This window comes from Mesorhizobium sp. M0659, assembly GCF_040320605.1.
Taxonomy (GTDB): domain Bacteria; phylum Pseudomonadota; class Alphaproteobacteria; order Rhizobiales; family Rhizobiaceae; genus Mesorhizobium.
The window spans coordinates 17,449-41,146 of record NZ_JAMYPY010000019.1; the positions used below are offsets into that span (position 1 = coordinate 17,449).

General features: G+C 61.6%; 25 protein-coding genes. 17 read left to right on the forward strand and 8 right to left on the reverse strand.

Annotation, left to right across the window (positions count from 1 at the left end; translation table 11 throughout):
• Positions 1 to 2: 2 nt before the first annotated feature.
• From NKI31_RS24840 to NKI31_RS24860, 5 genes are read left to right on the forward strand one after another with little or no spacing between them, the layout of a single operon-like run.
• Positions 3 to 965 (forward strand): carbohydrate ABC transporter permease, encoded by a 963-nt coding sequence (locus tag NKI31_RS24840; protein WP_352652803.1) that lies wholly within the window; start codon positions 3 to 5, stop codon positions 963 to 965.
• Positions 962 to 1,822, forward strand: coding sequence for a carbohydrate ABC transporter permease (locus NKI31_RS24845; protein WP_352652804.1), 861 nt, complete (start codon positions 962 to 964; stop codon positions 1,820 to 1,822). The genes NKI31_RS24840 and NKI31_RS24845 overlap by 4 nt, the downstream gene beginning before the upstream one ends.
• A 21-nt stretch (positions 1,823 to 1,843) precedes the next feature.
• On the forward strand, positions 1,844 to 2,698 hold the full coding sequence (locus NKI31_RS24850; protein WP_023804467.1) for a sugar phosphate isomerase/epimerase family protein: 855 nt from the start codon (positions 1,844 to 1,846) through the stop codon (positions 2,696 to 2,698).
• A complete protein-coding gene (locus NKI31_RS24855) occupies positions 2,698 to 3,558 on the forward strand; it encodes a PfkB family carbohydrate kinase (protein ID WP_050588867.1) in 861 nt (286 codons plus the stop codon). The genes NKI31_RS24850 and NKI31_RS24855 overlap by 1 nt, the downstream gene beginning before the upstream one ends.
• A complete protein-coding gene (locus NKI31_RS24860) occupies positions 3,555 to 4,973 on the forward strand; it encodes an NAD(P)/FAD-dependent oxidoreductase (RefSeq protein ID WP_352519529.1) in 1,419 nt (472 codons plus the stop codon). The genes NKI31_RS24855 and NKI31_RS24860 overlap by 4 nt, the downstream gene beginning before the upstream one ends.
• Before the next feature lie 177 nt (positions 4,974 to 5,150).
• On the opposite strand, the gene NKI31_RS24865 is transcribed toward NKI31_RS24860, so the two are convergent.
• Complete coding sequence (locus NKI31_RS24865; RefSeq protein WP_352519530.1) at positions 5,151 to 6,245, reverse strand: LacI family DNA-binding transcriptional regulator; 1,095 nt, start codon at positions 6,243 to 6,245, stop codon at positions 5,151 to 5,153.
• A gap of 212 nt (positions 6,246 to 6,457) precedes the next feature.
• Here NKI31_RS24865 and NKI31_RS24870 point away from each other — a divergent pair, with 212 nt between their 5' ends.
• The 9 genes from NKI31_RS24870 (at position 6,458) to NKI31_RS24910 (ending at position 14,271) form a co-directional block, all read left to right on the forward strand.
• The gene (locus tag NKI31_RS24870) at positions 6,458 to 7,300 is read left to right on the forward strand and encodes an ABC transporter substrate-binding protein (RefSeq protein ID WP_023804463.1); all 843 of its coding nucleotides are present in this window, start codon (positions 6,458 to 6,460) and stop codon (positions 7,298 to 7,300) included.
• A gap of 94 nt (positions 7,301 to 7,394) precedes the next feature.
• Complete coding sequence (locus NKI31_RS24875; RefSeq protein WP_023667755.1) at positions 7,395 to 8,936, forward strand: amino acid ABC transporter permease/ATP-binding protein; 1,542 nt, start codon at positions 7,395 to 7,397, stop codon at positions 8,934 to 8,936.
• 60 nt (positions 8,937 to 8,996) lie between these two features.
• Positions 8,997 to 10,124: an NAD(P)/FAD-dependent oxidoreductase gene (locus NKI31_RS24880; RefSeq protein WP_023682771.1), complete on the forward strand. Its 1,128-nt coding sequence runs from the start codon at positions 8,997 to 8,999 to the stop codon at positions 10,122 to 10,124.
• A 193-nt stretch (positions 10,125 to 10,317) separates the two neighbouring features.
• Positions 10,318 to 10,533 (forward strand): hypothetical protein, encoded by a 216-nt coding sequence (locus NKI31_RS24885; protein WP_023667757.1) that lies wholly within the window; start codon positions 10,318 to 10,320, stop codon positions 10,531 to 10,533.
• A gap of 13 nt (positions 10,534 to 10,546) precedes the next feature.
• Positions 10,547 to 10,792, forward strand: coding sequence for a hypothetical protein (locus NKI31_RS24890; RefSeq protein ID WP_023682770.1), 246 nt, complete (start codon positions 10,547 to 10,549; stop codon positions 10,790 to 10,792).
• Positions 10,793 to 10,967: 175 nt separating this feature from the next.
• Positions 10,968 to 11,192: a hypothetical protein gene (locus NKI31_RS24895; RefSeq protein WP_352652805.1), complete on the forward strand. Its 225-nt coding sequence runs from the start codon at positions 10,968 to 10,970 to the stop codon at positions 11,190 to 11,192.
• Positions 11,193 to 11,445: 253 nt separating this feature from the next.
• Positions 11,446 to 13,212: a thiamine pyrophosphate-dependent enzyme gene (locus NKI31_RS24900; RefSeq protein ID WP_352652806.1), complete on the forward strand. Its 1,767-nt coding sequence runs from the start codon at positions 11,446 to 11,448 to the stop codon at positions 13,210 to 13,212.
• 23 nt (positions 13,213 to 13,235) lie between these two features.
• Positions 13,236 to 13,400, forward strand: a complete 165-nt coding sequence (locus tag NKI31_RS24905) for a hypothetical protein (protein ID WP_023710084.1) — start codon at positions 13,236 to 13,238, stop codon at positions 13,398 to 13,400.
• Position 13,401: 1 nt separating this feature from the next.
• On the forward strand, positions 13,402 to 14,271 hold the full coding sequence (locus NKI31_RS24910) for an SDR family oxidoreductase (RefSeq protein WP_352652807.1): 870 nt from the start codon (positions 13,402 to 13,404) through the stop codon (positions 14,269 to 14,271).
• A 303-nt stretch (positions 14,272 to 14,574) separates the two neighbouring features.
• Here the strand turns inward: NKI31_RS24910 and NKI31_RS24915 are convergent, their stop codons facing one another.
• Entirely contained in the window at positions 14,575 to 15,087 is a 513-nt protein-coding gene (locus tag NKI31_RS24915; RefSeq protein ID WP_023732303.1) for an OmpA family protein, read from the reverse strand.
• A 10-nt stretch (positions 15,088 to 15,097) separates the two neighbouring features.
• Entirely contained in the window at positions 15,098 to 15,757 is a 660-nt protein-coding gene (locus NKI31_RS24920; RefSeq protein WP_023682764.1) for a L,D-transpeptidase, read from the reverse strand.
• Positions 15,758 to 16,766: 1,009 nt separating this feature from the next.
• On the opposite strand from NKI31_RS24920, the gene NKI31_RS24925 reads away from it, so the two are divergent.
• Positions 16,767 to 16,931 (forward strand): hypothetical protein, encoded by a 165-nt coding sequence (locus NKI31_RS24925; protein ID WP_023667766.1) that lies wholly within the window; start codon positions 16,767 to 16,769, stop codon positions 16,929 to 16,931.
• Positions 16,932 to 17,130: 199 nt separating this feature from the next.
• Here NKI31_RS24925 and NKI31_RS24930 read toward each other — a convergent pair whose 3' ends face one another.
• Positions 17,131 to 17,730 carry an EF-hand domain-containing protein gene (locus tag NKI31_RS24930; RefSeq protein ID WP_031205277.1) on the reverse strand — a complete coding sequence of 200 codons (600 nt, stop codon included), beginning with the start codon at positions 17,728 to 17,730 and terminating at the stop codon, positions 17,131 to 17,133.
• A gap of 459 nt (positions 17,731 to 18,189) precedes the next feature.
• On the opposite strand from NKI31_RS24930, the gene NKI31_RS24935 reads away from it, so the two are divergent.
• Positions 18,190 to 18,609 carry a hypothetical protein gene (locus tag NKI31_RS24935; protein ID WP_245270154.1) on the forward strand — a complete coding sequence of 140 codons (420 nt, stop codon included), beginning with the start codon at positions 18,190 to 18,192 and terminating at the stop codon, positions 18,607 to 18,609.
• A gap of 282 nt (positions 18,610 to 18,891) precedes the next feature.
• Here the strand turns inward: NKI31_RS24935 and NKI31_RS24940 are convergent, their stop codons facing one another.
• Positions 18,892 to 19,149 carry a hypothetical protein gene (locus NKI31_RS24940; RefSeq protein ID WP_352652808.1) on the reverse strand — a complete coding sequence of 86 codons (258 nt, stop codon included), beginning with the start codon at positions 19,147 to 19,149 and terminating at the stop codon, positions 18,892 to 18,894.
• A gap of 1,143 nt (positions 19,150 to 20,292) precedes the next feature.
• Here NKI31_RS24940 and NKI31_RS24945 point away from each other — a divergent pair.
• Positions 20,293 to 20,517 carry a hypothetical protein gene (locus NKI31_RS24945; protein ID WP_155922421.1) on the forward strand — a complete coding sequence of 75 codons (225 nt, stop codon included), beginning with the start codon at positions 20,293 to 20,295 and terminating at the stop codon, positions 20,515 to 20,517.
• A gap of 255 nt (positions 20,518 to 20,772) precedes the next feature.
• Here the strand turns inward: NKI31_RS24945 and NKI31_RS24950 are convergent, their stop codons facing one another.
• From NKI31_RS24950 to NKI31_RS24960, 3 genes are all read right to left on the reverse strand, one after another.
• The gene (locus tag NKI31_RS24950; RefSeq protein WP_352652809.1) at positions 20,773 to 21,321 is read right to left on the reverse strand and encodes a hypothetical protein; all 549 of its coding nucleotides are present in this window, start codon (positions 21,319 to 21,321) and stop codon (positions 20,773 to 20,775) included.
• Between the two features lie 10 nt (positions 21,322 to 21,331).
• Positions 21,332 to 22,507 carry a zinc-dependent alcohol dehydrogenase gene (locus NKI31_RS24955; protein ID WP_352538445.1) on the reverse strand — a complete coding sequence of 392 codons (1,176 nt, stop codon included), beginning with the start codon at positions 22,505 to 22,507 and terminating at the stop codon, positions 21,332 to 21,334.
• 536 nt (positions 22,508 to 23,043) lie between these two features.
• Positions 23,044 to 23,673, reverse strand: coding sequence for a TetR/AcrR family transcriptional regulator (locus tag NKI31_RS24960; RefSeq protein ID WP_352652810.1), 630 nt, complete (start codon positions 23,671 to 23,673; stop codon positions 23,044 to 23,046).
• Positions 23,674 to 23,698 lie beyond the last annotated feature (25 nt).

The following is a 23,698-nucleotide window of genomic DNA, read 5'->3' on the forward strand; positions in this document are numbered from 1 at the left end:
CAATGGCAAGGGTCTCGGAAACAGTGGACAGCGGCGCCGATATTCGCGGCGTCGCCAAGCCGCAACGGCCAAAGAGCCGGCGGGCCTGTTTCGCCAACCTGTTGTCATTGCGATGGGCGGCGATCGCGCTCATCCTCATCGGCTGGTTCGTCTATTATCCGATCGTCGACAATTTCATCGTCAGCACCACCGACCAGGACATCTACACCGGCGAGGTCACCAATGTCGGCCTCGCCAATTACGACCGGCTGCTGCACGACCCGGTCGTGCTGCTGGCGCTGTGGAACAACTGCCTCTACGCTCTCATCTCCGTCATCTTCCAGGTCTTTGGCGCGTTCCTGCTGGCGGCCATTATCGAGGACCTGAAAAGCGAAAGCTGGCGCCGGCTGTGGCGCGCCGTCTATTTCGTGCCGTCGGCAATCTCGATCACAGTGACGGGCCTGCTGTTTTATTTCATCTACCAGCCGCAGATCGGCTTGCTGGATGCCGCGCTCAGCCGTGTTGGACTGAGCCAGCTCGTCATGCCTTGGCTCGGCAATGAGCACACCGCCATCTATGCCATCATCGCCATGAGCCAATGGCAGGGTTTTGGCTATTCGACGCTGCTGTTCGCCATCGCCATCCAGAAGATCCCGCGCGACCTCTACGATGCCGCAACGATCGACGGCGCGGGTCCTCTTCGCCGCCTGTGGAGCATCACTTTTCCGCTCACCCGGGAAATGACGGGATTGATGATCATCGTCACCATCACGGGCGCGTTCCAGGTGTTCAACGAGGTTATGGTGATGACCGCGGGCGGGCCCAACAACAGCAGCCAGGTGCTTGGCACGTGGCTCTACCAGAAGGCCTTCATTGAGGACAATTTCGGCTATGGCGCGGCGATTGCCGCCGTCATCTTCATGTTGACCATGCTCACAGGCGCGGCACAGCTCTGGTACACCAAGCGCCGCCGGGTGCAGCTATGAGTGCGATGGTCGCAGCCGGTCGCAGCCGGCACGTCAATGTGTGGTCGGTCATTGCCAGGACATTGCTCTATTCGTTCCTGGTCTGCCTCGGTGTCGTCGTCATTTATCCGCTGATCTGGATGGCGCTGAGCGGCTTCAAGGACAATGCACAGATCTTCGGCGATCCCTTCGCCCTGCCCACCCGTTGGTCGTGGAACAATTACTTGCAAGCGTGGAACCAGGGCGTGCGTGGCTACGTGACAGTCTCGGTGCTGGTGACCGTCGCTTCGGCTATATGCACCGTGCTGATCAGCGCCTGGACGGCCTTCGGCCTGACCCGCACCAAGATGCCGGCAAAGCCGCTGGTTGTTGCCATCGTTCTGGGCGGCTTGATGCTGAGCCCCACCGTGGCGATCATTCCACTGGTGAAGATGTTGCAGGCGCTCGGTCTCTACAACACCTACTGGGCGCTGATCATTCTCTACACGGCGTTCCGTGTGCCGTTCACCACCTTCCTCATCCGCGCCTACATGCTGGATCTGCCTGAAGACATCGACGAGGCGGCGACGATGGATGGCGCCAGCGAGGGTCAGATCTTCTGGCGCATCACCTTGCCGCTGTGCCGGCCGATCATCATTTCCTGCGTCATCCTGCACGTCCTGTTCGCCTGGAACGAATATCTCTTCGCCATGATCTTCACGAGCGGCTCGGATGTGCAGACGCTGCCGGTCGGACTGACGTCGATCATGGCAACCCACGGGACCAACTATGCCGTGGTGTTCGCGGCCATGACGATCTCGGCGCTGCCTATCGTGATCGTGTTCTTTGGCGCGCAACGCTACTTCATCCGTGGCTTGGCCGAAGGCATCGGCAAATAACAATTCCCGAAAGGAGCCTTCATGCCGCAACTCGCTGCTCATCAGCTGATCGGAGCCAATTTCAGCTTCCAGCACTTCCCTTTGGATGAGGTCGCCAGGACGATCCGAGGCTTTGGCCTGCGCGAGATCGAGCTGTGGGGGATTGCCCAGCATCTGGACCTGTTCCACGCCACGGACGCGCGTGTCGAATCCGTTCGCCGGGTACTCGCCGACAACGAGCTGTCGGCTTGGTGCTTTACGCCTGAGCAGGTGTTGTATCCAATCAACATTGCCTCCGGCGACGCCGCACTGCGCCAGGACAGCATCGAGCGGTTTTGCCGTGCAGCCGAAATCTGCGCGGCGCTTGGCGCCCGCTATCTCTTCCTGACGCCCGGCCGGGGCTACGAGAGCCAATCCCGGCAACCGGCGTGGGACCGCGCGGTCGACGCGATCGGCGAGATCGCCCGGCATGCCGCCGCAAACGGGGTGCGCTGCCTGCTCGAGCCGTTGCAGCGGTTCGAGAGCAACATCGTCAATGATGCGGCAGGCCTGCGCCAAATGCTGGATGAGGTGGGCGCCGGCAACGTCGATGTCGTGCTCGACACTGTCGCCATGGCCACGGCCGGCGACACCGTGGCCGGCTATATCGACCTGTTCGGCTCGCGGCTGGCGCATGTCCATCTGGTCGACGGCACGCCAGGCGGGCATCTGGTGTGGGGGGAGGGCACGCTGCCGCTTGGCCACTACGTCAGCGAGCTCGCGCGCCTCGGCTATGCCGGAAAATTCACCTTCGAGCCGTTCGGCAACGGCTCCTACGCGCTCGATCCGGTAAAAGCCTGGACACGCTGCCTTGGCGCCATCGCGCCATACCTCAATCGCGCAACGGTGCCGGCATGATGTCGAAGGAGCTTACCGCGGTCGGGGACAATTGCCTTGATGCCTATTTGACCAACAACTTGATGACGGTGGGCGGCAACGCCTTGAATGTCGCGGTGCAATGGCGGCGCAACGGCTGGGCCGCGCGCTATTTCGGCGCCGTCGGGAACGATCCCGAAGGCGACGTGGTGCTTGCCGAGCTGGCAGGTGCCGGCCTATCCCCCGACGACGTCGAACGGCGTCCCGGCGATACGGCCGTCACCTTGCTGCGCGATGAATCCGGCGACCGGAAGTTCCTGCACGAATCCTTCGGTGTGGGCGAAAACTTCATGCCGGTGCCCGCGCATTATGCGGTCATCGCCGCGGCCGACTGGGTGCATCTCGGCACCAACGCCAACAAGCACCTTGTTCAACGATTGGTGGCGGACCATGTGCCGTTCAGCATCGATCTATCGACCGCCCATATGGCGCTGCCGCTCGACGGTGTCCCGCTTTTGTTTGCGTCCGGACCGGACGATGTCGATGTTCCCATCGAGCCATCGCTGGGCGCGCTCAGGGCGGCCGGCGCAAGGCAGGTGGTTTTGACCTGTGGTCGACGCGGCTCCTACTTCGACGATGGCACGAATGTCGTGCATGCGCCGGCGACGCTTGTCGATGTCGTGGATACGTGTGGCGCCGGCGACAGTTTTATTGCCACCTTCCTCGCCGGCTTCCATTTCGGCGGCCTTGGCGCCCTGGAGGCATTGCACAGGGCGTCGATCGCGGCGGCACAGACCTGCACCCATCTCGGCGGGTTTCCCCAGAGACCGCGTCCGATACCCGATTGGCTGCGAGCCAAATATGCCAGCTTCATTGTCGATGCGCAGGGAGCCCAAGCGTGAGTACACTTCGTTTGCGACAGCCTGCGGTCGCGCTTGCATCTGACCGGTCGTTTTGGCTGCAGGACATTACCGCCGCCCCTGCGACCGAGCCATTGCGAGGCGACGAGCGCGCCGACGTGGTGATCGTCGGTGGCGGCTATACCGGTCTGTGGACGGCGCTGCGGATCCTTGAACTGGCGCCGCAAACGCGGGTGGTCATCCTTGAAGCCGATCTGTGCGGATCGGGGGCCTCGGGGCGCAACGGCGGTCAGGTCCATTCATGGTTCGCCGAAATCGACCAGATCAGTGCGGTCGTCGGTCTCGAGGAAGCGCGCCTGCTGTGCGCCGACACGGTGGCATCGATCGCGGAGCTGAAGGCGCTGCAGCAAAACGGCACCATAGACATGGACCTGAGGCTGGACGGATGGTTGTGGACAGCAAGCTCCATTGCGCAGGAAGGCGCTTGGGAGACCGCCGTGGCCTTGACGGCGGCTGTTGGAGAAAACCGTTTCAGCCCGCTGACAGCCGAGGACATTCAACGCCGCACCGGTTCATCGGCCTCCTATGTCGGCGTGGTCGAGACCACTGCCGGCACGGTCCATCCCGCCAAACTTGCCATCGGATTGCGCAAGTTGGCACTGGCACGCGGCGTCATCATCCATGAGCGCAGCCCGGTCCTCGCCATCGAACCCGGCATGACATGCACGGTGCGCACGGCGCATGGCGCGGTACGGGCTGACAAAATCGTGCTTGCCGCCAACGCCTGGCTTTCCGCGCTGCCGGAACTGCGGCGGCATCTTTATGTGGTCGGCAGCGAGGTGATTGCCACTGCCGCCGTTCCCGAACTGCTCGACAGCATCGGCTGGCGCGACGGTGCCTCGATCTGCGATTCCCAGGCCCAGGTGCTCTACTATCAGCGCACCATCGGGGGCAGGGTGGTCTTCGGTCGTGGCAGCGGCAACGTCGCCTTCAGTGGAAATTTCGGCGCCAGCTTCAACCGCAGCCCGGAGCACGGCCGCGACAATATGCGAGAGCTGCATCGGGTCTACCCGTCGCTGCGCGGTGTGGCGATCGAATATGACTGGTCGGGGCCGATCGACTGCGTGCCTGAACACGTTCCTGTCTTCGACCACCTGCGCGATTATCCCAATATCTTCTACGGCATGGGATTCAACGGCACCGGCATCGCGCAGACGCCGATAGCCGGACGCATTCTGGCGAGCCTGGTGCTCGAGCGAAAGGATCGCTGGAGCGAAAGCGGTCTGGTCGGCATCGAGCGGCGCATGTCGCTGCCGCCCGAGCCTTTGCGTTATCTCGGCGCCAGGCTTGTCCGCGCCGCGGTGCGCCGCAAGAACGAGGCCGAGATCCGCAACCGCAAGGCCGGCAGGATCAGCAGTCTTCTGGCGGCCCTGAAGCCAGGCAGGCGCAAGAAGTAGCCGGGCATCTGGCTCATCGTCATGCTCTTCAAACCATGAGCCGGCACGTGCCGTCCCGATGACGGTGGACGCGGCATTGCGATCAGGGTGCTTGCTGGGTTGATCGACGTACATTCTTAAAGCGGAGTGCGTCGACCTTGTTCTAACGTATTCATGTGGGCCGTACCGCCGTCAGGCCTATGCTTGGCGCACTTGCGGCTTTCCATCCGAGGGCGGGCCAACGGATCCGCGTGTAATGATGGCGGTCGGCAAAACGAGCCTTTCCGCCGGGCGGGAATCTCCCTTCAATCGCCGGATGAGCAATTCCGCGACGCTCTTGCCAAGCGCGTAGACGGGCTGGTCGATAACGGTGATGGGCGGCGTGGTGACGCTCGTCCAGTCCGCATCATGGAAAGTGATGAGCGAAATGTCGTCGGGAACCCGCAGGCCGCGCTCGCGGGTCACCTTGAAGATCTCCAGCGCAATGACGCTGTCGGAGGCGAGGATCGCCGTCGGCCGATCCGGCGCCAACAGCATCTCGCCGGCAACCCTGCGCGTTTCGGTGGGGCTTGTCGCGCCAAGGCGAACAAAGCGTTCTGGCCGATCAAGTCCGGCCTCTCGGCACACGGTGAGGAAACCGTCGATGCGCTCACGGACCGACGAGGTGTAGATCTGCCCGAGATCGCGGTACTCGTGCCCTTCGGCGTCGACCGCGGTCACATAGGCGATGTTGCGGTGGCCGGCATCGGCTAGAAAGCGGGTCGCCAGCATGGCGATGCCGCGATCGTCGGTCGTGACCGTATCGACATCCAGATCTGCCAGCGCCCTATCCAGCAGGGCAAGCGGTCGGCCCGAGCGGTGGATATCGCGCAGGTGCGCGATGTCGCGCGATTCCGACGGCGTGACGATCAGCCCGTCGACGCGCTTGCCGATGAGCAGTTTCACGGCCGCCTTTTCCGCCTCGATCTTCTCGCCGGAATTGGCCAGGATGACGTTGAACCCGGCTGCCTTTGCCGCGTCGCTGATGCCGCGTACCGCGAGGCTGAAGAACGGGTTCTCGATGTCGCCGACAACCACGCCGATGATGCCGGAGCGGCCGGTCGTCATGCTGCGGGCGAGCTCGTTCGCACGATAGTCCAAGGCCTTGGCCGCGGCCATGACTTCCGCGCGGATCATGTCGCTGACGACGCCGTATCCGCCGAGCACGCGCGCGGCTGTCGCTTTCGAAACATTGGCCGCGCGGGCGACGTCGCTGACCGTTATCGACGGGGTCTTGGGGGCGGTTCTTTTCATCGGATGACGACTACAAGAGTTGTTGACGGGAGGTCAACGTGGCGATAACGATTAACAAAGAGACCGGTCTCACGCAATATGAGACCGGTCTCTTTAAGGGAGTGGAGCCGAGAGGCGTGACGGACCGTGATTTCGGCAAGGGCATGTCGGCGCGCCAGATGGCGGCTCGACGGAAATACCAAGAAGAACAGACCTTCAGAGTGGAGAAAGACATGAGCAGGAAAGAAATTCTCAAGTCGTTGATGTGCCCGGTCAGAACCGGCGCAATGGCTCTTATGGCGATGTGCGTCGGCGCCGGGCTGGTTTCAGGAGCGGCCGCCGCGGATGACAATCCCTATGGCCTCATTGATGCGAAGGTCATCAGCGTCGGAACCATGGGCGATGCCAAACCCTACGCTTTCACCCAGGCCGATGGGTCGTTCACCGGCTTCGACATCGAATTGTTCCGCAACGTCGCGAGCCGCCTTGGCTTCAAGCCCGACCAGGTGATCTTCACCGGCCAGGAATTCTCGGCGCTGATGCCTTCGGTTGCAAACGAGCGTTTCGATGTCGCGGTCGCGGCAATCGGCACGACGGAAGCACGCAAGAAGACCGTCGACTTTTCCGACGGGTATATCGCAGGCTATCTGTCCGTGCTTACTGCCGACAAGGCGATCACGTCGGCGGACGAGCTCAAGGGCAAACGTCTCGGCGTCGTACAAGGCACGCTCCAGGAAATCTACGCGGCGAAGAATTTTGTCGGAACCGATCTCGTCAAATTCCCCGACAACAACTCCGCCGTTTCGGCGCTTAACAACGGAACCGTGGATGCCCACTTCCTCGATTACGAGGCCGCCAAGGACTATGGCGTTCGCTATCCGAACCTGAAGATCGCGGTCAATATTCCTTCCTTTGACGCGCCGGCCGGCTTTGTCCTGCGCAAGGGCAACGACAAGCTCCGCAATGCGCTGAACACCGCCCTTCACGCGGCCATGCAGGACGGCACCTGGAAAACGCTTTATGAAAAGTGGTTCCCCGGCTCGCCGATGCCCGACCAGTATCTTCCCAAGAAGTAGACCGTACCCGGCCGCTGGCTCTCATGCCGGCGGCCGGATTACGCCGCCGTCCTTGATGCGGACGATGTGAATAGCGCAACCGAAAGGGGGGCGAATGAACTGGCTCGAAAACCTGCGGCGCAGTTTCCTCGACTGGCAGGCCATGGCGGACGTGCTGCCCAGCATGATCACCATCGGATTGAAGAACACCTTGATCCTCGCCGCCGCGTCGACGGTGCTGGGTGTCATTCTCGGCATGATCCTGGCGGTCATGGGCATCTCGCAATCGCGCTGGCTGCGCATTCCGGCGCGGGTCTACACGGATATATTCCGTGGGCTGCCGGCGATCGTCACCATCCTGCTGATAGGCCAGGGCTTTGCCCGCATCGGCCGTGAAATCTTCGGCCCTTCGCCCTTTCCGCTCGGCATTCTTGCGCTGAGCCTGATCGCCGGCGCCTATATCGGCGAAATATTCCGCTCGGGCATCCAGAGCGTCGAGCGCGGGCAGATGGAGGCCTGCAGGGCGCTCAGCATGAGCTACGGCCAAGGCATGCGCCTGATCGTGATCCCGCAAGGCATCCGCCGCGTCTTGCCGGCCCTCGTCAACCAGTTCATCGGCAACGTCAAGGATTCAAGCCTTGTCTACTTCCTCGGTCTGCTCGCCTCGGAGCGCGAGATCTTCCGTGTCGGTCAGGACCAGGCAGTGGTCACCGGAAACCTCTCGCCATTGCTTCTGGCCGGCGTGTTCTATCTCGTCATCACCGTGCCGTTGACCCATGTGGTCAACTACATCGACAACTCGCTGCGGGTCGGAAAGCAAAAGGCCGGCCTCGTCATCAGCGGCCTGGCCGAAGTGAGCGAACTGGAGGGCGCCACCGGCAGTGCACCTTCGGAGGCCGGCTCTGATGCCCGCTCAGCGCTGCCCCGCTTCAAGGGCGGCAGTCTCGCCATCACCGATCTCGACATGGCCTATGGCGACCTCGATGTTCTCAAAGGCGTCAGCCTGGCAGTCAAGCCTGGCACGGTCACATGCGTGATCGGCCCATCAGGTTCGGGCAAGTCGACCCTGCTGCGCTGCCTCAACCGCCTGGTCGAGCCCAAGGGCGGTGAGGTGTTGCTCGATGGTGCGAGCATCCTGGCGATGAAGCCTGAAAAACTGCGCCGGCGTGTCGGGATGGTTTTCCAGCAGTTCAATCTGTTTCCCGACCACACCGCGCTCGAAAACGTCATGCTGTCGCTGACCAAGGTAAAGGGGCTCCCTGTACAGGAAGCTGAGCGCATCGCCGAGGCGCGCCTTGCCGACGTCGGGCTTGCGACCCGCAAACACCATCGTCCAGGGAGCCTTTCCGGTGGCCAGCAGCAGCGTGTGGCAATCGCTCGTGCATTGGCGATGGACCCGGAGGTCATCTTGTTCGATGAGGTAACAAGCGCACTCGATCCCGAACTGGTGAAGGGCGTGCTCAACCTCATGGCGGATCTCGGCCGGCGCGGCATGACAATGGTCGTGGTGACACATGAAATGGGCTTCGCCCGCAAGGTCGCCGATCAGGTCGTCTTCATGGATGAAGGCCGCATCATCGAGGCCGGCACGCCTGCAGCGATTTTCGACACGCCGAAAAGCCCACGTCTGAAGCACTTCCTTGCCGAAGTGCTTTGATCACGCATGAGCCCTTCAAGACGGCCGCCCAAACCAACCTCCACCAGTGAAAGATATCTCATGGCTGCATCACATCAGGTTTCCAAGGTCGTTGTCGTCGGCGGCGGCATTTTTGGCGTCTCCTCGGCCGTTCATCTTGCAAGGCTCGGCATCGAGACCGTGCTGGTCAATGATGGACCGCTCGCCAAGGGAGCTTCCGGCCGCTCGCTCGCCTGGATCAATTCGGCGCGCAGGCGCTCGGCTGAATATCATCGCCTGCGCATGATCGGTATCGACCGCTACCGCAGTTTGTCGGCGCGATGCCCGGATGCCGCCTGGCTGCGTTTCGACGGTGGCCTGACGTGGGATGCGGACGATGCCTCAAACGAGATCGCCGATGTCTTCGCTCACGAAAAACGTCTCGGCTATGATGCGCAGCATCTGTCCGCGGACGCCATAAGGTTGGTCACGCCGGGTGTCTGCGCAAGCGCTGTCACGCCTCAAGGCGCGATCTTCAACGCGGGTGAGGGCTGGGTCGACCTGCCGTCGCTGATCGAAATATTGATCGCGGAATTCGTGGAGCGGGGCGGCCAGGTGGTCACCGAGGCCGGAAGCGCTACCGTCACCGTCGCCAACGGCCGCGCCACCGGCGTCACCACCACCAGCGGGGTCAGCTTCGCCGCCAACGCGGTGCTTCTGGCGACCGGTGCGGATGTGCCGCGAATGGTTGCCGTGGCCGGTCAGCGTATTGCCGATGGGACACCAATCGCGCTGCTGGTCAGGACCAAGCCAGTCGACTTGCCGCTACGCGCCGTGCTCAACACGCCGCGTGTCGCCATCCGGCCGACGCCTGATGGCGCCCTCGCGCTCGATTCTGCCTGGTCGGAAGAACAGGTGGTAGTCAATCCGGACGGGACTTATCGCGTAAAAGCATCGACCATCCAGGGGCTTCTCGACGAAGCGTCGAATGTTCTCGACGGTCATCCGAAATTGGAATTGGAGAGCTACGGTGTCGGGCCCAAGCCAATCCCCGGAGACGGCGAGCCGGTCTTCGGCCAGTTGCGGGAGATCGAGGGGTATTACGTCGCCTTCAGCCACAGCGGCGCAACACTTGGCTTGATTGCCGGCGAACTGCTTGCAACCGAGATCGCCACCGGAACAGAGCACCCACTCCTTGCAAGCTTTCGACCGTCTCGATTTTCACTTTAGCCCGCCAATTCGCCTCGGAATGGGATGTAATGTGGCATGCTTGGAGTTTCGCTAGCCGAGACGGCGGCCGCCTGGCCGCTTACGCGCACCGAACCTGACACAGCGAATATGTTCCGGAACATTTTCTCCACGTTGAAGTTGGACAGCGCCAGGACCGTCTTTCGTCCAAGCTCAACCAGCGCTGAGAAATTCCATGACCAACCAACACCCCAAGACTAAACAGCCCACGGACAAGGATCTGCGAGACAACCCGGGAATCGGCACCTCGAAGGGCGCGGTCAAGGGCGGCGATATGCTCGACGAGAACGATGCTCTCGATGGGGACAATACGTTCGAAGGCGATGTCGAGAACGACGTCACGCCTCAGGGCGGCATCAACCCTGACCAGACCGGACGCACGAACAAGTAGGAGGCACCTTGCCATGGCCGGCCGGAAGACCCACGAGCAGCAGCTGCGCATCATCGAAAAGCGCGAGAACACCAGCAATGCCGGCGACGATTTCAATGCCGAGGATGAGCTGAAGAGATCCAAGCAGGAGCGTGAGGCGCGGCAAGACGGCGCCAATCTACGCGACGAGGGCGTGGAATTGACCGACAAGGACGATCGCCAGATGATCCGCGGCGAAAACCAGGAGAGCGAGCACCACAAGCGCAGGCAGGACGACTAAGCCTGCCGTCTTTTTAAAGCTATCGAGGAGCCATGCCAGACTACCGGCACGCCAGGCACCGCATGGTCGAGGCGCACATCGCCCGCCGCGGTGTGCGCGACGAACGAGTCCTTTCGTCACTGAGGCGGAATCCCGCGCGGGAAATTCGTCGACGAGGGGTGCGAGGAGTTCGCCTATGGGGACGGTCCGGGCGGCGTTGCGCTCTGGCTATAGGGACCTGCGAAGACGCGACCTGAACATCGGCCAGCTCTGCCGCGAGAGCTTTTGGCGATCAGGCAGCCTCGGCCACTACGTGCAATCCTCGGCCTCGCAACAGTTCGATGCCTTCGTCTGGTTCGATCGCACCTCGCCTGTTCAGCCGCTGACTGCCGAACACGCCTCATCGAGTGGTAATACCTGACACGTTTCCCTTGGGCACCTGAGTAGGCGGCCTTGCCTTCGGGCACGGAACATCTCACCGACTTTCTGGTTAGGCAGGCCGGATGAAGGGAGCTTTGCGCATGGCCACTAATTTGGAAGACGGCAAGACCGCTCAATCTTCCGACGACTTGCATCGCGGCAATCGCGGCGGCGACAAGGACCAGCGTAAGACTGACAAGACCGCGAATAAGAGCAGCCAGGCGTCGGGATCCGCATCGCGGTAGGACTGAGACATGCCGACCGCCGCGGACATCCTCATCGAGACGCTGATCGACTGGAACGTCGATATCATCTTTGGCCTGCCGGGCGACGGCATCAATGGCATCATGGAGGCGCTGCGCAGGCGGCAGGACCGCATCCGCTTCATTCAGGTGCGGCACGAGGAATCCGCGGCGTTCATGGCGTGCGCCTACTCAAAATGGACAGGCAAGCTCGGTGTCTGCCTCGCAACTTCCGGCCCTGGCGGCACACACCTCCTGACGGGACTCTACGATGCCAAGCTCGACCAAGCGCCGGTGCTCGCCATTACCGGCATGCAGTTCCACGACCTCATCGAGACCTTCACCCAGCAGGATGTCGACTTGACGCGCGTCTTCAGCGATGTCGCCGTCTTCAACGCGCAGGTCTCCGACGCGGCGCATATGGAAAGCCTGGCCGGTCTCGCCTGCAGGTCGGCGCTGGCACGTCGCGGCGTTGCGCATCTGTCGATCGCTAGCGATGTGCAGGAGCACACGCTCGACCAGGCCAAGCGCTCGAAGCGCAACAAACCGTCGCATACGCCGGATCGTTGGTTCGAAGGAAGCAGGCTTCCCGACGAAGAACAACTTGCGAAAGCCGCCGAGATCCTGAACGGCGCGACGAAAGTCGCGATCCTCGCCGGTCGGGGCGCGCTTGGTGCCAGGCACGAGTTGGAAGAGACGGCGGAGCTGCTTGGTGCCCCCGTCGCAAAGGCCTTGCTCGGTAAGGCTGCCTTGCCCGACGATCACCCGCTGACGACTGGCGGCATCGGAATTCTCGGCACGCTGCCGTCGCAGGAAATCATGGAGGAATGTGACGCGCTGCTCGTCGTCGGCTCGACCTTTCCCTACATCGAATACTACCCGAAGCCGGGACAGGCGCGCGGGGTGCAGATCGAGCGCGACCCGCAGCGCATCGGCCTGCGCTATCCCGTTGAGGCCGGCCTTGCCGGCGATGCCGCCGTGACGCTGCGATTGCTGAACAAGCGCCTGAAGCGCAAGGATGATCGCAGCTTCCTCGAGAAGGCGCAGGCGGGCATGCGACGCTGGCGCGAGATGATGGCGCAGTCGGAGCAAAAGGCCGCCACTTCGCTCAAGCCCCAGGTGGTTACACGCGCATTTGGGAAACGATTGCCCGATGATGCGATCCTTGTTGCCGATTCCGGCCAGAACACCGAGATGGCGGCCCGCCATATCGAGCTGCGTGACGGGCAGGCCTTCGGCGTCTCGGGCGCGCTGGCCTCGATGGCATGCGGACTGCCCTATGCGATCGCCGCGGGCCTGGCCTTTCCCGGCCGGCCGGTCTTCGCGGTCGTCGGCGACGGCGGTCTCGCGATGCAACTCGGCGAGTTCTCGACGGCAGTTCGGTACCGGGTCCCACTCAAGGTGCTCGTGCTCAAGAACGGCATGCTCAATCAGATCGCCTGGGAGCAGATGATGTTCCTCGGTAACCCGCAATTCGCCTGCGAACTCCAGCCCATCGACTTCGCCATGGCCGCCGAAGCCATGGGCGGCATCGGCTACAGCGTCTCTCGCGCCGAGGAGGTGGAAGGTGTTCTCGACGCTGCCCTGGCTGCTGAGGGTCCGGTGGTCATCGAGGCCGTGGTCGACCCGTACGAACCGATGATGCCACCGAAGATGCCACCGGATTATGCGAGAAATTTCCGCAAGGCGCTACCGGATACCCCCGGACGCGCGGAAATCGAGGCGAATGTGGCGCAAGAGCCGCTGAGGTCGATGATTACCGCCGGCGAGAAAGACTGACCACACGCAAGAAGGAGCACGAGTTGAACAAGACCGACAGCGGCACCGCAAATCGCGGTTCGCCAGACCTCATGGGCGGCGACCAAGCGTGCAAGGCCGAGGAATGGGGCGGTGGCTCGAAAGCCGCCAAGGGACCGATCACGGAACCGGATCGACACAACCGCAACTCCAACCAAAAAAGGACCTGACATGCAGGATGCCCAGCAGAAATATCCTCAGCCGCCGCTTCCCGAACAGCAGCAGGACATGCCCGGCTACACCGACGAGATGGATCCACGGCCCGACCACGGGGAGGAGAGCTATCGCGGCAGCGGTAAGCTGACGGACCGCGTCGCGCTGATCACCGGCGCGGACTCGGGCATCGGCCGGGCGGTGGCTATCGCATTTGCACGCGAAGGCGCCGACGTCATCATCTCCTACCTTGAAGAGGACGAAGATGCGCAGGAGACGGCGCGCTTGGTCGAGGAAGCGGGGCGCAAGGCGGTGCTCGCACGCGGCGACATCTCGGACGAAATCTTCGCGCGGTCGCTTGTGCAGCGAGCTATCGATGAATGCGGGCGCCTGGACATCCTCGTCAACAATGCAGCCCACCAGGCGTCGTTCGAGAAGCTTGAGGACATCAGCGCGGAGGAATGGGATCTCACCTTTCGCACCAATGTCTATGCGATGTTCTATCTGTCCCAGGAAGCAGTGAAGCACATGGAAGCCGGCTCGACCATCATCAACACATCCTCAATCAACGCGACCAGTCCATCGCCGGCACTGCTTGCCTACGCCACTACCAAAGGAGCGATCGCCAACTTCACCGCCGGACTTGCAGGACTGGTAGCTGAACGCGGCATTCGGGTAAACGCGGTCGCTCCCGGGCCGATTTGGACGCCGCTGATCCCGTCGACGATGCCCTCTGAGAAGGTCAAGGAGTTCGGCAAGAACACGCCGCTCAAGCGTCCCGGGCAACCGGCAGAGCTTGCAGCGACCTATGTGCTGCTTGCCTCGGAAGGATCGAGCTACACCACCGGCGCACTCTACGAGGTCACCGGCGGACGGCCGATGCTTTGAGCGAGCGTACCTGCCAGCTCCACGGCGCCCACTCCCCGTAGCACACCGACATGTGGCGAGGCTCATGCCGATCAGGATCGCGGACAACCGCCACGTCCGCAAACTGGTCGAGGCGCATGCCGAAGCCTCCCACCAGGCCCTGAGCCGGAGGTTGGTAGACGGGAAGCTGACTTCATTCCGGGTTCACCGGAGCGTCAGCTTTCGGGGGGGGCAAACGCTGGGTGAATGTCCCCGATAGGCGCATTGCAGCCATGCCGCCGTCGCGTTGTGAGACTGATTTGGCGGCCAGCAAAACAGCAGCCTCTACGACTCGTCCCTCTCATCGCGCAAATTAGACACAACGCGGCGGTTCTGCGACCTGCAGGCGGAGTCGGGGCAGTCGCGGACGAGCCTGTCCTTGCCGTAGCCCTTGGCCCACATGCGGTTCCGGTCTATGCCGCCGGCGGCGAGGTAGTCCATCACCGCATCGGCGCGCTGCTGTGACAGCGCCGTTTCACTTGCGCCGGGATCGTCGGCGAAACCCTGCAGCTTGAGCAGCCAGCGCGGATGCTTTGTCAGCCAGGCGATCTGGGTGTCGAGGGTGGCCTTGGCGACAGAATCGAGCGCGGCCGAACCTTTCGTGAAGTAGGTGCGGCGGCCGACATTGAGGATAAAATCCTCCTCGCTGCCCGGCTGCACGTTCTGGAAGCCGGCAATCTCGGCGTTGGTGACGTCAGGCGTCGACGGGGCCAGCGTGTTGCTGGTCGAGCAGGATGCGGCCAGAACCAGCAGGCCGGCGGCGAGCAGCCGGCGCGTGTTTTCAATCATGCGGTTCATGATGCGCCAATCATTCGACAGTGGTGGAAGCGGGCGCCTGATCGGCGATGTGCGGCAGGACCTCCACCGCGGTGCCGATCGGGCACCGCTGGTAGAGGTCGATGATATCTTCGGGGAACATGCGGATGCAGCCGCTGGAAGCGTCGGTGCCGATGCTCCATGGCTCCAGCGTGCCATGCAGGCGGTAGCCGATGTCGGCGCCGTCGCGGTACAGATAGAGCGCGCGCGGCCCGAGCGGATTGTTGGACGCGCCGCCCGCGATCATGGGCGGCAGGTCCGGCTTGCGCTCGCGCATTTCGGGGGGCGGGACCCATTGCGGCCACAGCGCGCGGCGATCGATCGTCGCGCGGCCGTACCATTTGAAGCCTTCCTTGCCGACGCCGACGCCGTAGCGGATGGCAGTCTTGTTTTCCATGATGAGGTAGAGGAAGTGGTGGCGGGTATCGACCACGACGGTGCCGACCGGCTCGCTGCTGAAATACTTGACGATCTGGCGATGCCATCTCTTGTCGATCTTGGCGAAGTTGGTCTTGCGATAGACGAAATCGTTATCGCTGGCGGTACCGGCGAAAAAGGATTTTGCCCCCGCGGCTTGAACAATATTGCTGGTTCCACCGACCGCGACCAGCGCCAGACCGCCGAGCACGACACCCCTGCGTGATAAAACCATCGGCAATCCCCCATGCCTTAAGCCTGGCGAACCATAGTTGAGAATGATTTCGGCTCAAAGTGGAAAAATGGTGCAGTGGGTGGGCCGCAAGCGGTCTGTCCGCTTGACGGCAAAATAGCGACTGCCCGCCGGCTCACGCCGGCGAGCTTTTTTGTGCGGACGGGAACATCCTCGCTCCAAGGGTGTTCTGTCACACCCGGCTCGTTCTTCATCGGTCGTGCCGGTGACCAAGATGTCCCCTCATTCATCATGGTCGGCCCGCGCAGCCTTGACCGCACGCGCGGGCCATCCCATCACAAGGCCCGCCGGCTCACGCTGGCGGGTTTTTCCGCGTCCATGCGCCGACACTCATCTTCGCATGCCTGTCACAACGAGCCAGGCGGATTCCAGTATCCGCACGCGTCGAGGAGGACTTGCGACATGCCTCGCTGCGGGATTTTCGCGATGAGTCTACCTGGCTCCCGCTGAACGCCATGGCCTGACCACCGGGCGCGTTGGACGACCTTCAAGTCGAAAGCCCGCGGCAATCGCACCTTAGGCGAAGAGGCTTTGCTTTGTTGATGCAGTTGTCATCGCATCAATCGTGGGTAGCAACGCGGTTGTTGCGTGTTGTTGGAGAGATGGGGTTTCGCGAAAAGAATGAACATGCGCAGACAAAAGAAGCGAGCAGGATGGCCGTGAGTACATCTGCCAAATATCTATTACCTCATATGCGCTCGCTCCTCGGAAGGCGATCCCGCCACCCTCTCGACAGTGAAGATGGCGGGATCTCAACCGGCGACAAGGGACTTCGATCGACGGTGGGTTTCCAATTCGGCGTCCGGCTGCGTGTTCCGCCGTTCGGGCTTCTTCCAACCGCCATCAGACGCAAGTCCTATCCCATAAGACTGATGGCCAAATTCGGAACATCCGCTGAAGCATTGCGTTCGGCAGCGTGAAACCCCAAGGCAAAGGATGACTAATCATGTCGAATTGCGAGACTGCAAAATCACATTCGTTAGGAAATCGCGTGGCTGATCTCACAGCCAAGATGCGTGAAGCGCAGATTGACGCGGGTGAAATGATGGCCTTCCACAAGGTTGCAACTATGTTGGAGGACAGCCAAGGACGTATCAATGGCGACGACTTGATCGCCGCATCCTTCGTTCTGCTGGAAGACCGAGCGCCCGAGTGACCTTGCGTTGGTCGGCTTCGATCGTTCCTCGATCAGCAATGCGAAGCCTTTTTTGTCACGGCTGGCGTCTAGCGGGACTGCGGGAATAGCTCAAGCCTAAAGGGTGCTGGCCGGGCGCCTAACAGCCAAGAGACACCGCTTCGGGATCGGCCGCCACGCGCCCGCTTTGTCCGAGGGAGGGCATTCCCTTTGAAGACAGCTACGGCGTGTCCTCGCTATCAGTGCCATGCATGCTGGAGCCATGCATGAAGGACTGGATCTCGTTCACATCGATCTTGCCATCACCATTCTCGTCAATGCTACTGAACATCCTGCCCACCGCGCGTTGAACCTCGTCCTCGGACACCGATCCGTCGCCATCGGTGTCCAACAGCCCGAACATCAGTCGCATGCCGGCACCGCGCATCATCTGATGATGCCAGCGTCCAGCCATTCTGTGTCCACGATCGCGGTCGCCGTGGTTCTGCCAACGGTCGCCATCTTCATCGTGGCGGTCAGCATCCTCGTTGCGATCGCCTTGATAGTTGCGACTATCTTCCTCGCGGAAACCCTCTTCGGAACCGCGATCCTGCTGCAGTCGCTCACGGACAGCTTGCTCAACCATCTGGCGGATCATTTCGCGTGTTGGTCCATCCGCTTGTCCGGTCGCATCCGGCAACTGTCCGGCGGCCGGCGGTTCGGTTGCCGGAGCGGGTGCAGGTGTCGAGGGTGATGGTGTTCCGCTTGTCTGGGCGAGCGCGGGGGAGGTCAGGGCAATGAAAACGGCGGCCGCGGCCGTCGTGCTGTGTGGAAATCTCATGGCATGCTCCATCAGTGCTTTCGCTTGAAGGCCAAACTGGAGCTCGATGTGATTGTTCCCCGAAGGGATCAGGTCACGGCGAAGTTACTGAGGCATGCCCCCGTCTGAGGTAGATCAGGGTCTTCGCCAGGGAATAATTCGGCTCCTCTTCCCTAGGCACAAGAGGAACCGGCGCCCATTTTTGCGGGCAATGAACGTTGGACATTCGGCCTCGCCAATTTTCTGTCAGTCGATCATACCGACGCACTAATTCCCTCTGCGTCCTCTCCTTTCGTGGGACGGAAGCCGTTTCGACCGCACGCCGTCAATCGCGAATCCCGCGTCCATATGCTGCGCGGCCATGATGCATATTTTTATGTCACGGACCTCTGTCCGTCTGGACACCATGTTAGCCAGCGCTAAATCAGAGCGATGCGACGCCTACTGCTGGGACTTACAATTTTTCTCTTTTGGACCACGTTGCTTCAGGCCGAGGCGTGGCAGCCCTTCGGCGTCCGACAGCTTGGCTTTAGTTTCGATATTCCTCCGAATTTCGTCCTGACCCAGAATTCGGAGCAGGGCGCGGCTTTTCAGGGCCCAAGAGACGCGTTTCTGGTCGTTTGGGGCGCTCGACTGGGCAAAGCAAGTTTTCGCGCCGAGATTGAACATCGCATGATCGAGGACGAAAAGGCCGGTTGGCGACTGACCTATCGGCGCCTAGCCCCGAAATGGGCCAGCTACTCCGGGGTCAAGAACGGCGAGATTCGCTACGTCCGTGCAATTATGGTCTGCAACCAGCGTGCCGCGCTTTTCACAATGAATTATCGGAAATCCGAAAAGAAACCGTATGACCCTGTTGTTGTGCGCATGGTCCGGTCCCTGAGAGCGGAAGGATGTTAGCCAGCAAAAGGCGAGGTTGCCGTAGTGTGCTTCCCTCGGCTAAGGGCCCAGTGGTCAACCCGGCTCCCCAATAGCCCCGCCCAGTCACATGAAAGCAGGCACCGGCAGATATGCGGCCGAACGTTCTCACGCTGGCTCAGCCGCTCAAAGCCCATCACCGAAAAGCTGCTTAGTGCGTCGCCAGCTAGAGCTACCACTGAGCCATTCCCGCTGCGGCCGGGTAGCGCCTCAGTTCCGTACGCGTTCATACCAAGAACGGGCGGGGCGAACGTCCTGATAGAGCTACGGCTGTAGAAGCGCGCCGCCAAACTGCGCCCACAAGCGCTCGCACTCTCTCGCCCTTAGGCTCGGGGTACCGGGCGCGCCATAGAAGACCATGGCGCCGCGAATGTCGTATCCAAGCACCGAGGCGTTGGCCACGAACTGGATGGCTCTTCCCAAGCTGGTGATGCCGATGTCGACCTCACCTTTGTTGGTGAGGTCGACCACGCCTACTATTTCCGCATTGGCGCTCCTGCCCGCCAAAACGGCCGTCGACATCGAATCATGCACGGCAAGAAGCATTTCGGTGAGTTGCCCGGTGGAAGGGCTCTACAAACGCTTAAACGTCAGGTTTGTTCCCAACTGGCCTTGGCGGCTTTCCTACGACCAAGAATGCGACTGCGATTACGCGTATCAACAGAATCACTGCGAACAGGATTGCCATGATTTCCGCGCACTGTATCGGATCACTCCGCGGCGAAGAAAACCCCGCAACATATCTCAGATAGCGGCGGGTGTTCGGCTGTAAGAACCAAACTGAGACCCGCGGCCTCTCATGTGCGCGTAGTTGACATCGTCTGCTGGCCCGAACGGTCAAGCCGAAGAGCCCAGTTCCTCTCAGCATCGAGCAGTTCATTCTGCTCAATCAAGCCATTCATAAACAGCCTGAGTATATGCGCAGCTATGCGCTCTCCGTTCTGCGAAGCAAGAGGTAGGGCGCGCTCTTTGCAGACCGTGTGACAAACCTGGGCGAGCATCTCAATCTCGCTTGGCCCCAAAAACCGACCCGGATACAACATACCGTTTTCCTGTTGGAGAGTTGGAATGGCTATCCATTACGCAGGGTCACCGGCAGCCACAATCAACTATGATAGTGAGATGTCGAGTCCCGGTGGAAAAAACAGTGAGGTCCCAAAAGCGGTCGCGCTTGTCTCCGATTGACAGATGCCTCGACGCTACACCGACCAGCGCTACCGCACCCGCTTCATCGACGCGGCTTTGCAAAGGCCTATGACCAGTTCGCTACCAGCTGCCGGACCGCCCAGGCGAGCATGCCGCCGGCCATCACCGAAAGCGCGATGTCGTGGATGAGGCAGCCTTTTCCGTATACATCCAGTTGTTACGCTGCGCATCTGCTTCGGTTCGAAAACTCGCCGCGAGCCTGGCGTGCTCGCGTGTCCGGGCCGAAAACGCCTTCACAGCCCACATGTTGATAACGACATCGATTGAGGCTGCCGCCGACCTCGTTGGCATAGGATGCTTCCCGGCAAGGGCATCGACCAATGCCCCGGGGCCGACCAGCACGAACCTGCGGGGGCTTTCCCGGAACAAAGCGTCGACGATCCGGTTCGGCAGGGAAGCGGCCAAAATTCATGCCATCGGAGATGCCGAGGCAGATGACAGATGAAAGGGAAGCTGAAGATGACGAAGTCTCGCGACCGCACCGTTCCCGGCGACGGCAAGATCGAAACCGGCCCGAACACATCTCCGCAACAGGATCCGGCAGAGGGGTCGCGCGAGACAATCGATCGCGAACTCGAGCGGACAGACGACGATAATAATTCCGACGAAGCGGAACGCTTGCGCCGAGACCTGCGGAAAGGGGTGGCGGAAGAGACCGAGCTTCCCGAACGCGGCTCGGCTTGAGGATCGCCGGAACCTTGCCAAGGCAAGAGACATGGAAGGCTCGACGCCGGTCGGATCGCTGCTTGCTTCGTGCCTTTAACGCACCGGCCACACAACCCATGCGCGGCGGTGACCCAGGAGACGGCGAGAACGGCCGCGCGACGGTCCACTCTGTTCCAGCAAACTCGGCTCGCCGAAAGCAACCACCTCTGGCGTTAGGGCCTGACGAGATGCCACCTGTCCAGGTCGCATGCCGCCAGGGTTCCGCAATCTCTATCAGGCTGCGCCGGCCTTCTGGCTGCGCTGCGAGCGGGCACGGTCGCGGGCTGCGGCAGTGCCTCCGGGAAAGCCGCTTCGATCGCTGTAGTCGCGTGGCTTGGTCCCCCTCCGAGAGTGGCGCGCGGTCACGCTTTTCGCACCGATGATGTCGAGCAATGTGATGCCGGCGACCATCGCAAGCGCAAGGCCCACATTATCGCGCTTTGGGTTGCCAGGCCGATACGCTGTCAGCAATGTCGCGATATCCAGGCCGTCGCCGGCCACCCGGCTCCACAGCCCCGCTTGCTTGTCCACTGAAAGCGAGAGTATGCCGCTGCTTATTTCCCGCGCCCCATAAGCGCGGATCAGATCTTCCTTGCCGCGCATGCCGAGCGCGCCGGCAATCCGCTCGGCGCCAACCAGCTCGGCGACGCCAAGCGCGATGCTGAACCAGCCGAGCTTGCGGGCAAGGCCATCGGAGGCCGCGACCGCACTCTGCCCAGTCTTCAGCACTTTGGGATCGCCAGGCGATCGGGTGATGTTGGTAAGTTTGGCAATCACGTTCATGACGATTTCCCTACGGTTTCAGTACAACCTTGATGCAGCTGTCCTGCTTGTCGCGAAACACCTTGTACATCTCGGGTCCCTGCTCGAGCCCCACGGTATGGGTGATGACGAAGGATGGGTCGATCTGGCCATCTTCGATGCGGCGCAACAGATCCTCGGTCCAACGGTTGACATGGGTCTGCCCCATTCGGAAGGTGAGCCCCTTGTTCATTGCCTGTCCCATCGGTATCTTGTCGACCAGCCCGCTGTAGACGCCGGGGATCGAGATCACGCCGGCCGGCCGGCAGACATAGATCATCTCACGCAAAACGTGCGGTCGATCATTTTCCATCAGCATCAACTGCTTTGCGCGATCGTAGACGGTATCGGGCTGGGCCAGCGAGACGTGGCTTTCCATGCCGACGCAATCGATGCACTTCTCCGGGCCCTTTCCGCCGGTGAGTTCCCGCAGTCGTTCGACGACACTTTCCTCGGCGAAATTGATGGCGATGGCGCCGCCGGCCGCGGCCATGGAAAGCCGCTCCGGCAGGCAATCGATCGCCACCACCTGTTTCGCGCCGAGCAGCAGGGCGCTGCGTATGGCCATCTGCCCGACTGGGCCACAGCCCCACACCGCAACCGTATCGGTGGGCTCAATGTCGCACTGTGCCGCCGCCTGCCATCCGGTAGGAAAAATATCGCCGAGGAAGAGAACCTGCTCGTCGGTAAGGCTGTCAGGCACCTTTACGTGCGTGGCATCGGCGAACGGCACACGCATGTATTCCGCCTGTCCCCCAGGATAGCCGCCGGTCAAATGAGTGTAGCCGAACAGACCCGCGGTGGTGTGCCCGAACACCTTGTCACCGAGATTCTTCTTGCGGTTTGTGCGTTCGCAAACCGAAAAGTTCTGTCGCTTGCACTGGTCGCACTCACCGCAGATTATGGTGAACGGCACGACGATGCGGTCTCCCTTCTTCAGAGCGCCGTTGACGCCCTTGCCGACCTCAACGACCTCTCCCATCATCTCGTGGCCCATGATGTCGCCGGGCAGCATGGCTGGCACATAGTTGTGGTAGAGGTGAAGGTCGGAGCCGCATATGGCACAACTCGTCACCTTGATGATCGCGTCACGTTCATCCTCAATTTCCGGGTCCGAAACCTGATCGCAGCGTATGTCTTCCTTGCCGTGCCAGACCAACGCTCGCATAGCTTGCTCCTATTTTCGCAAGATCTGTGGGTAGGGACCTCGCGCCTGTCCTAAGCGGGCCGATGCCTGGTTGGATCGACTGTGCCGCTGCTTGTCGAACCACAGGGGCGGACCGATGTTCCGGGAGCTCGAGAGAATTTTTGGGCCATTCCAGACCCGCACCTTGGAAGGATCTGTCGCGGGCACCAGCGGCCTTCGCGGGCGCGTCGGGGCACGAACCGCTGGAGCCCGAGCCACGAATGGACGTACTCAAGTGTACCAAAGAAGGTCCGTCCGCAGGTGTCCCTTCGCGGAGATCGACACCTCATCTGCTCGATTCTCGCGGCCATAACCGGCATTCTCTTCCTCGCCCTCACAGGTCGGCCGAGGCGCTCAAGGGTCAGCGCTGTGTGACCGGAGCAGGTCGGAGATGCCGCTCACCGGCGGGCGCGCAGCCCGACCCGACGCGATCGACACGAGGTGGATGGGCGCCATCGCGACGGCGGCTCTAGCGGAGTATTTCGCAGAAATACAATGATTAGCGGCAGGGCAGACTGCTAGCCGTGCGCAGCCATGAACATGGCGACGGCCGACCGGCAATAGGATTCGACTTCGTTGTCGTCCGCTGCTCTCGCCTGATCGAAGCGTGCGATAATCAGGAGATCGGATCCCTTGAAAAGCGCGGCAAACAAGCGGGCGGACCGGAGAGGATCGGGCACGTTCAGAACCGCCTTCGCGTGCAACTGACGCAACAGGGCCTCGATTTGGGCGATGACATGGGCGGGGCCGGCTTCGTAATGGAGCTTGCTTAAGGACCTTGGATTCGTCTGGTCGGCCATTACCATGGCTTCGACACTGCGGACATCTGATCTCAACAGCGTGCGAAGCAGGGATGATCCCACCGCCATGAGATGATCCTCGACCGAACCGTCGATGCCTTCAAGAAGGGCCTGTGGTGCAAACAATTGATGGCAGCCGGACGCGATGGCCGCGCTGAACAGCGCCTCCTTGTTCTCGAAGTGCCGATAGATGCTGAGCTTGGATATCTTCGCCCGCTGGGCGACCTTGTCCAATGTCGTCGCTTGAAACCCCAATTCGACAAAGAGTTCGGACGCAGCGTCGAGTATCGTTTGGCCAAGCGCCTCGTTGGCGGGCCGGCCGCGCCGGCCCTGGCTATTTTCGGTCACGACAATTCCAGTCCTTGACAGTATC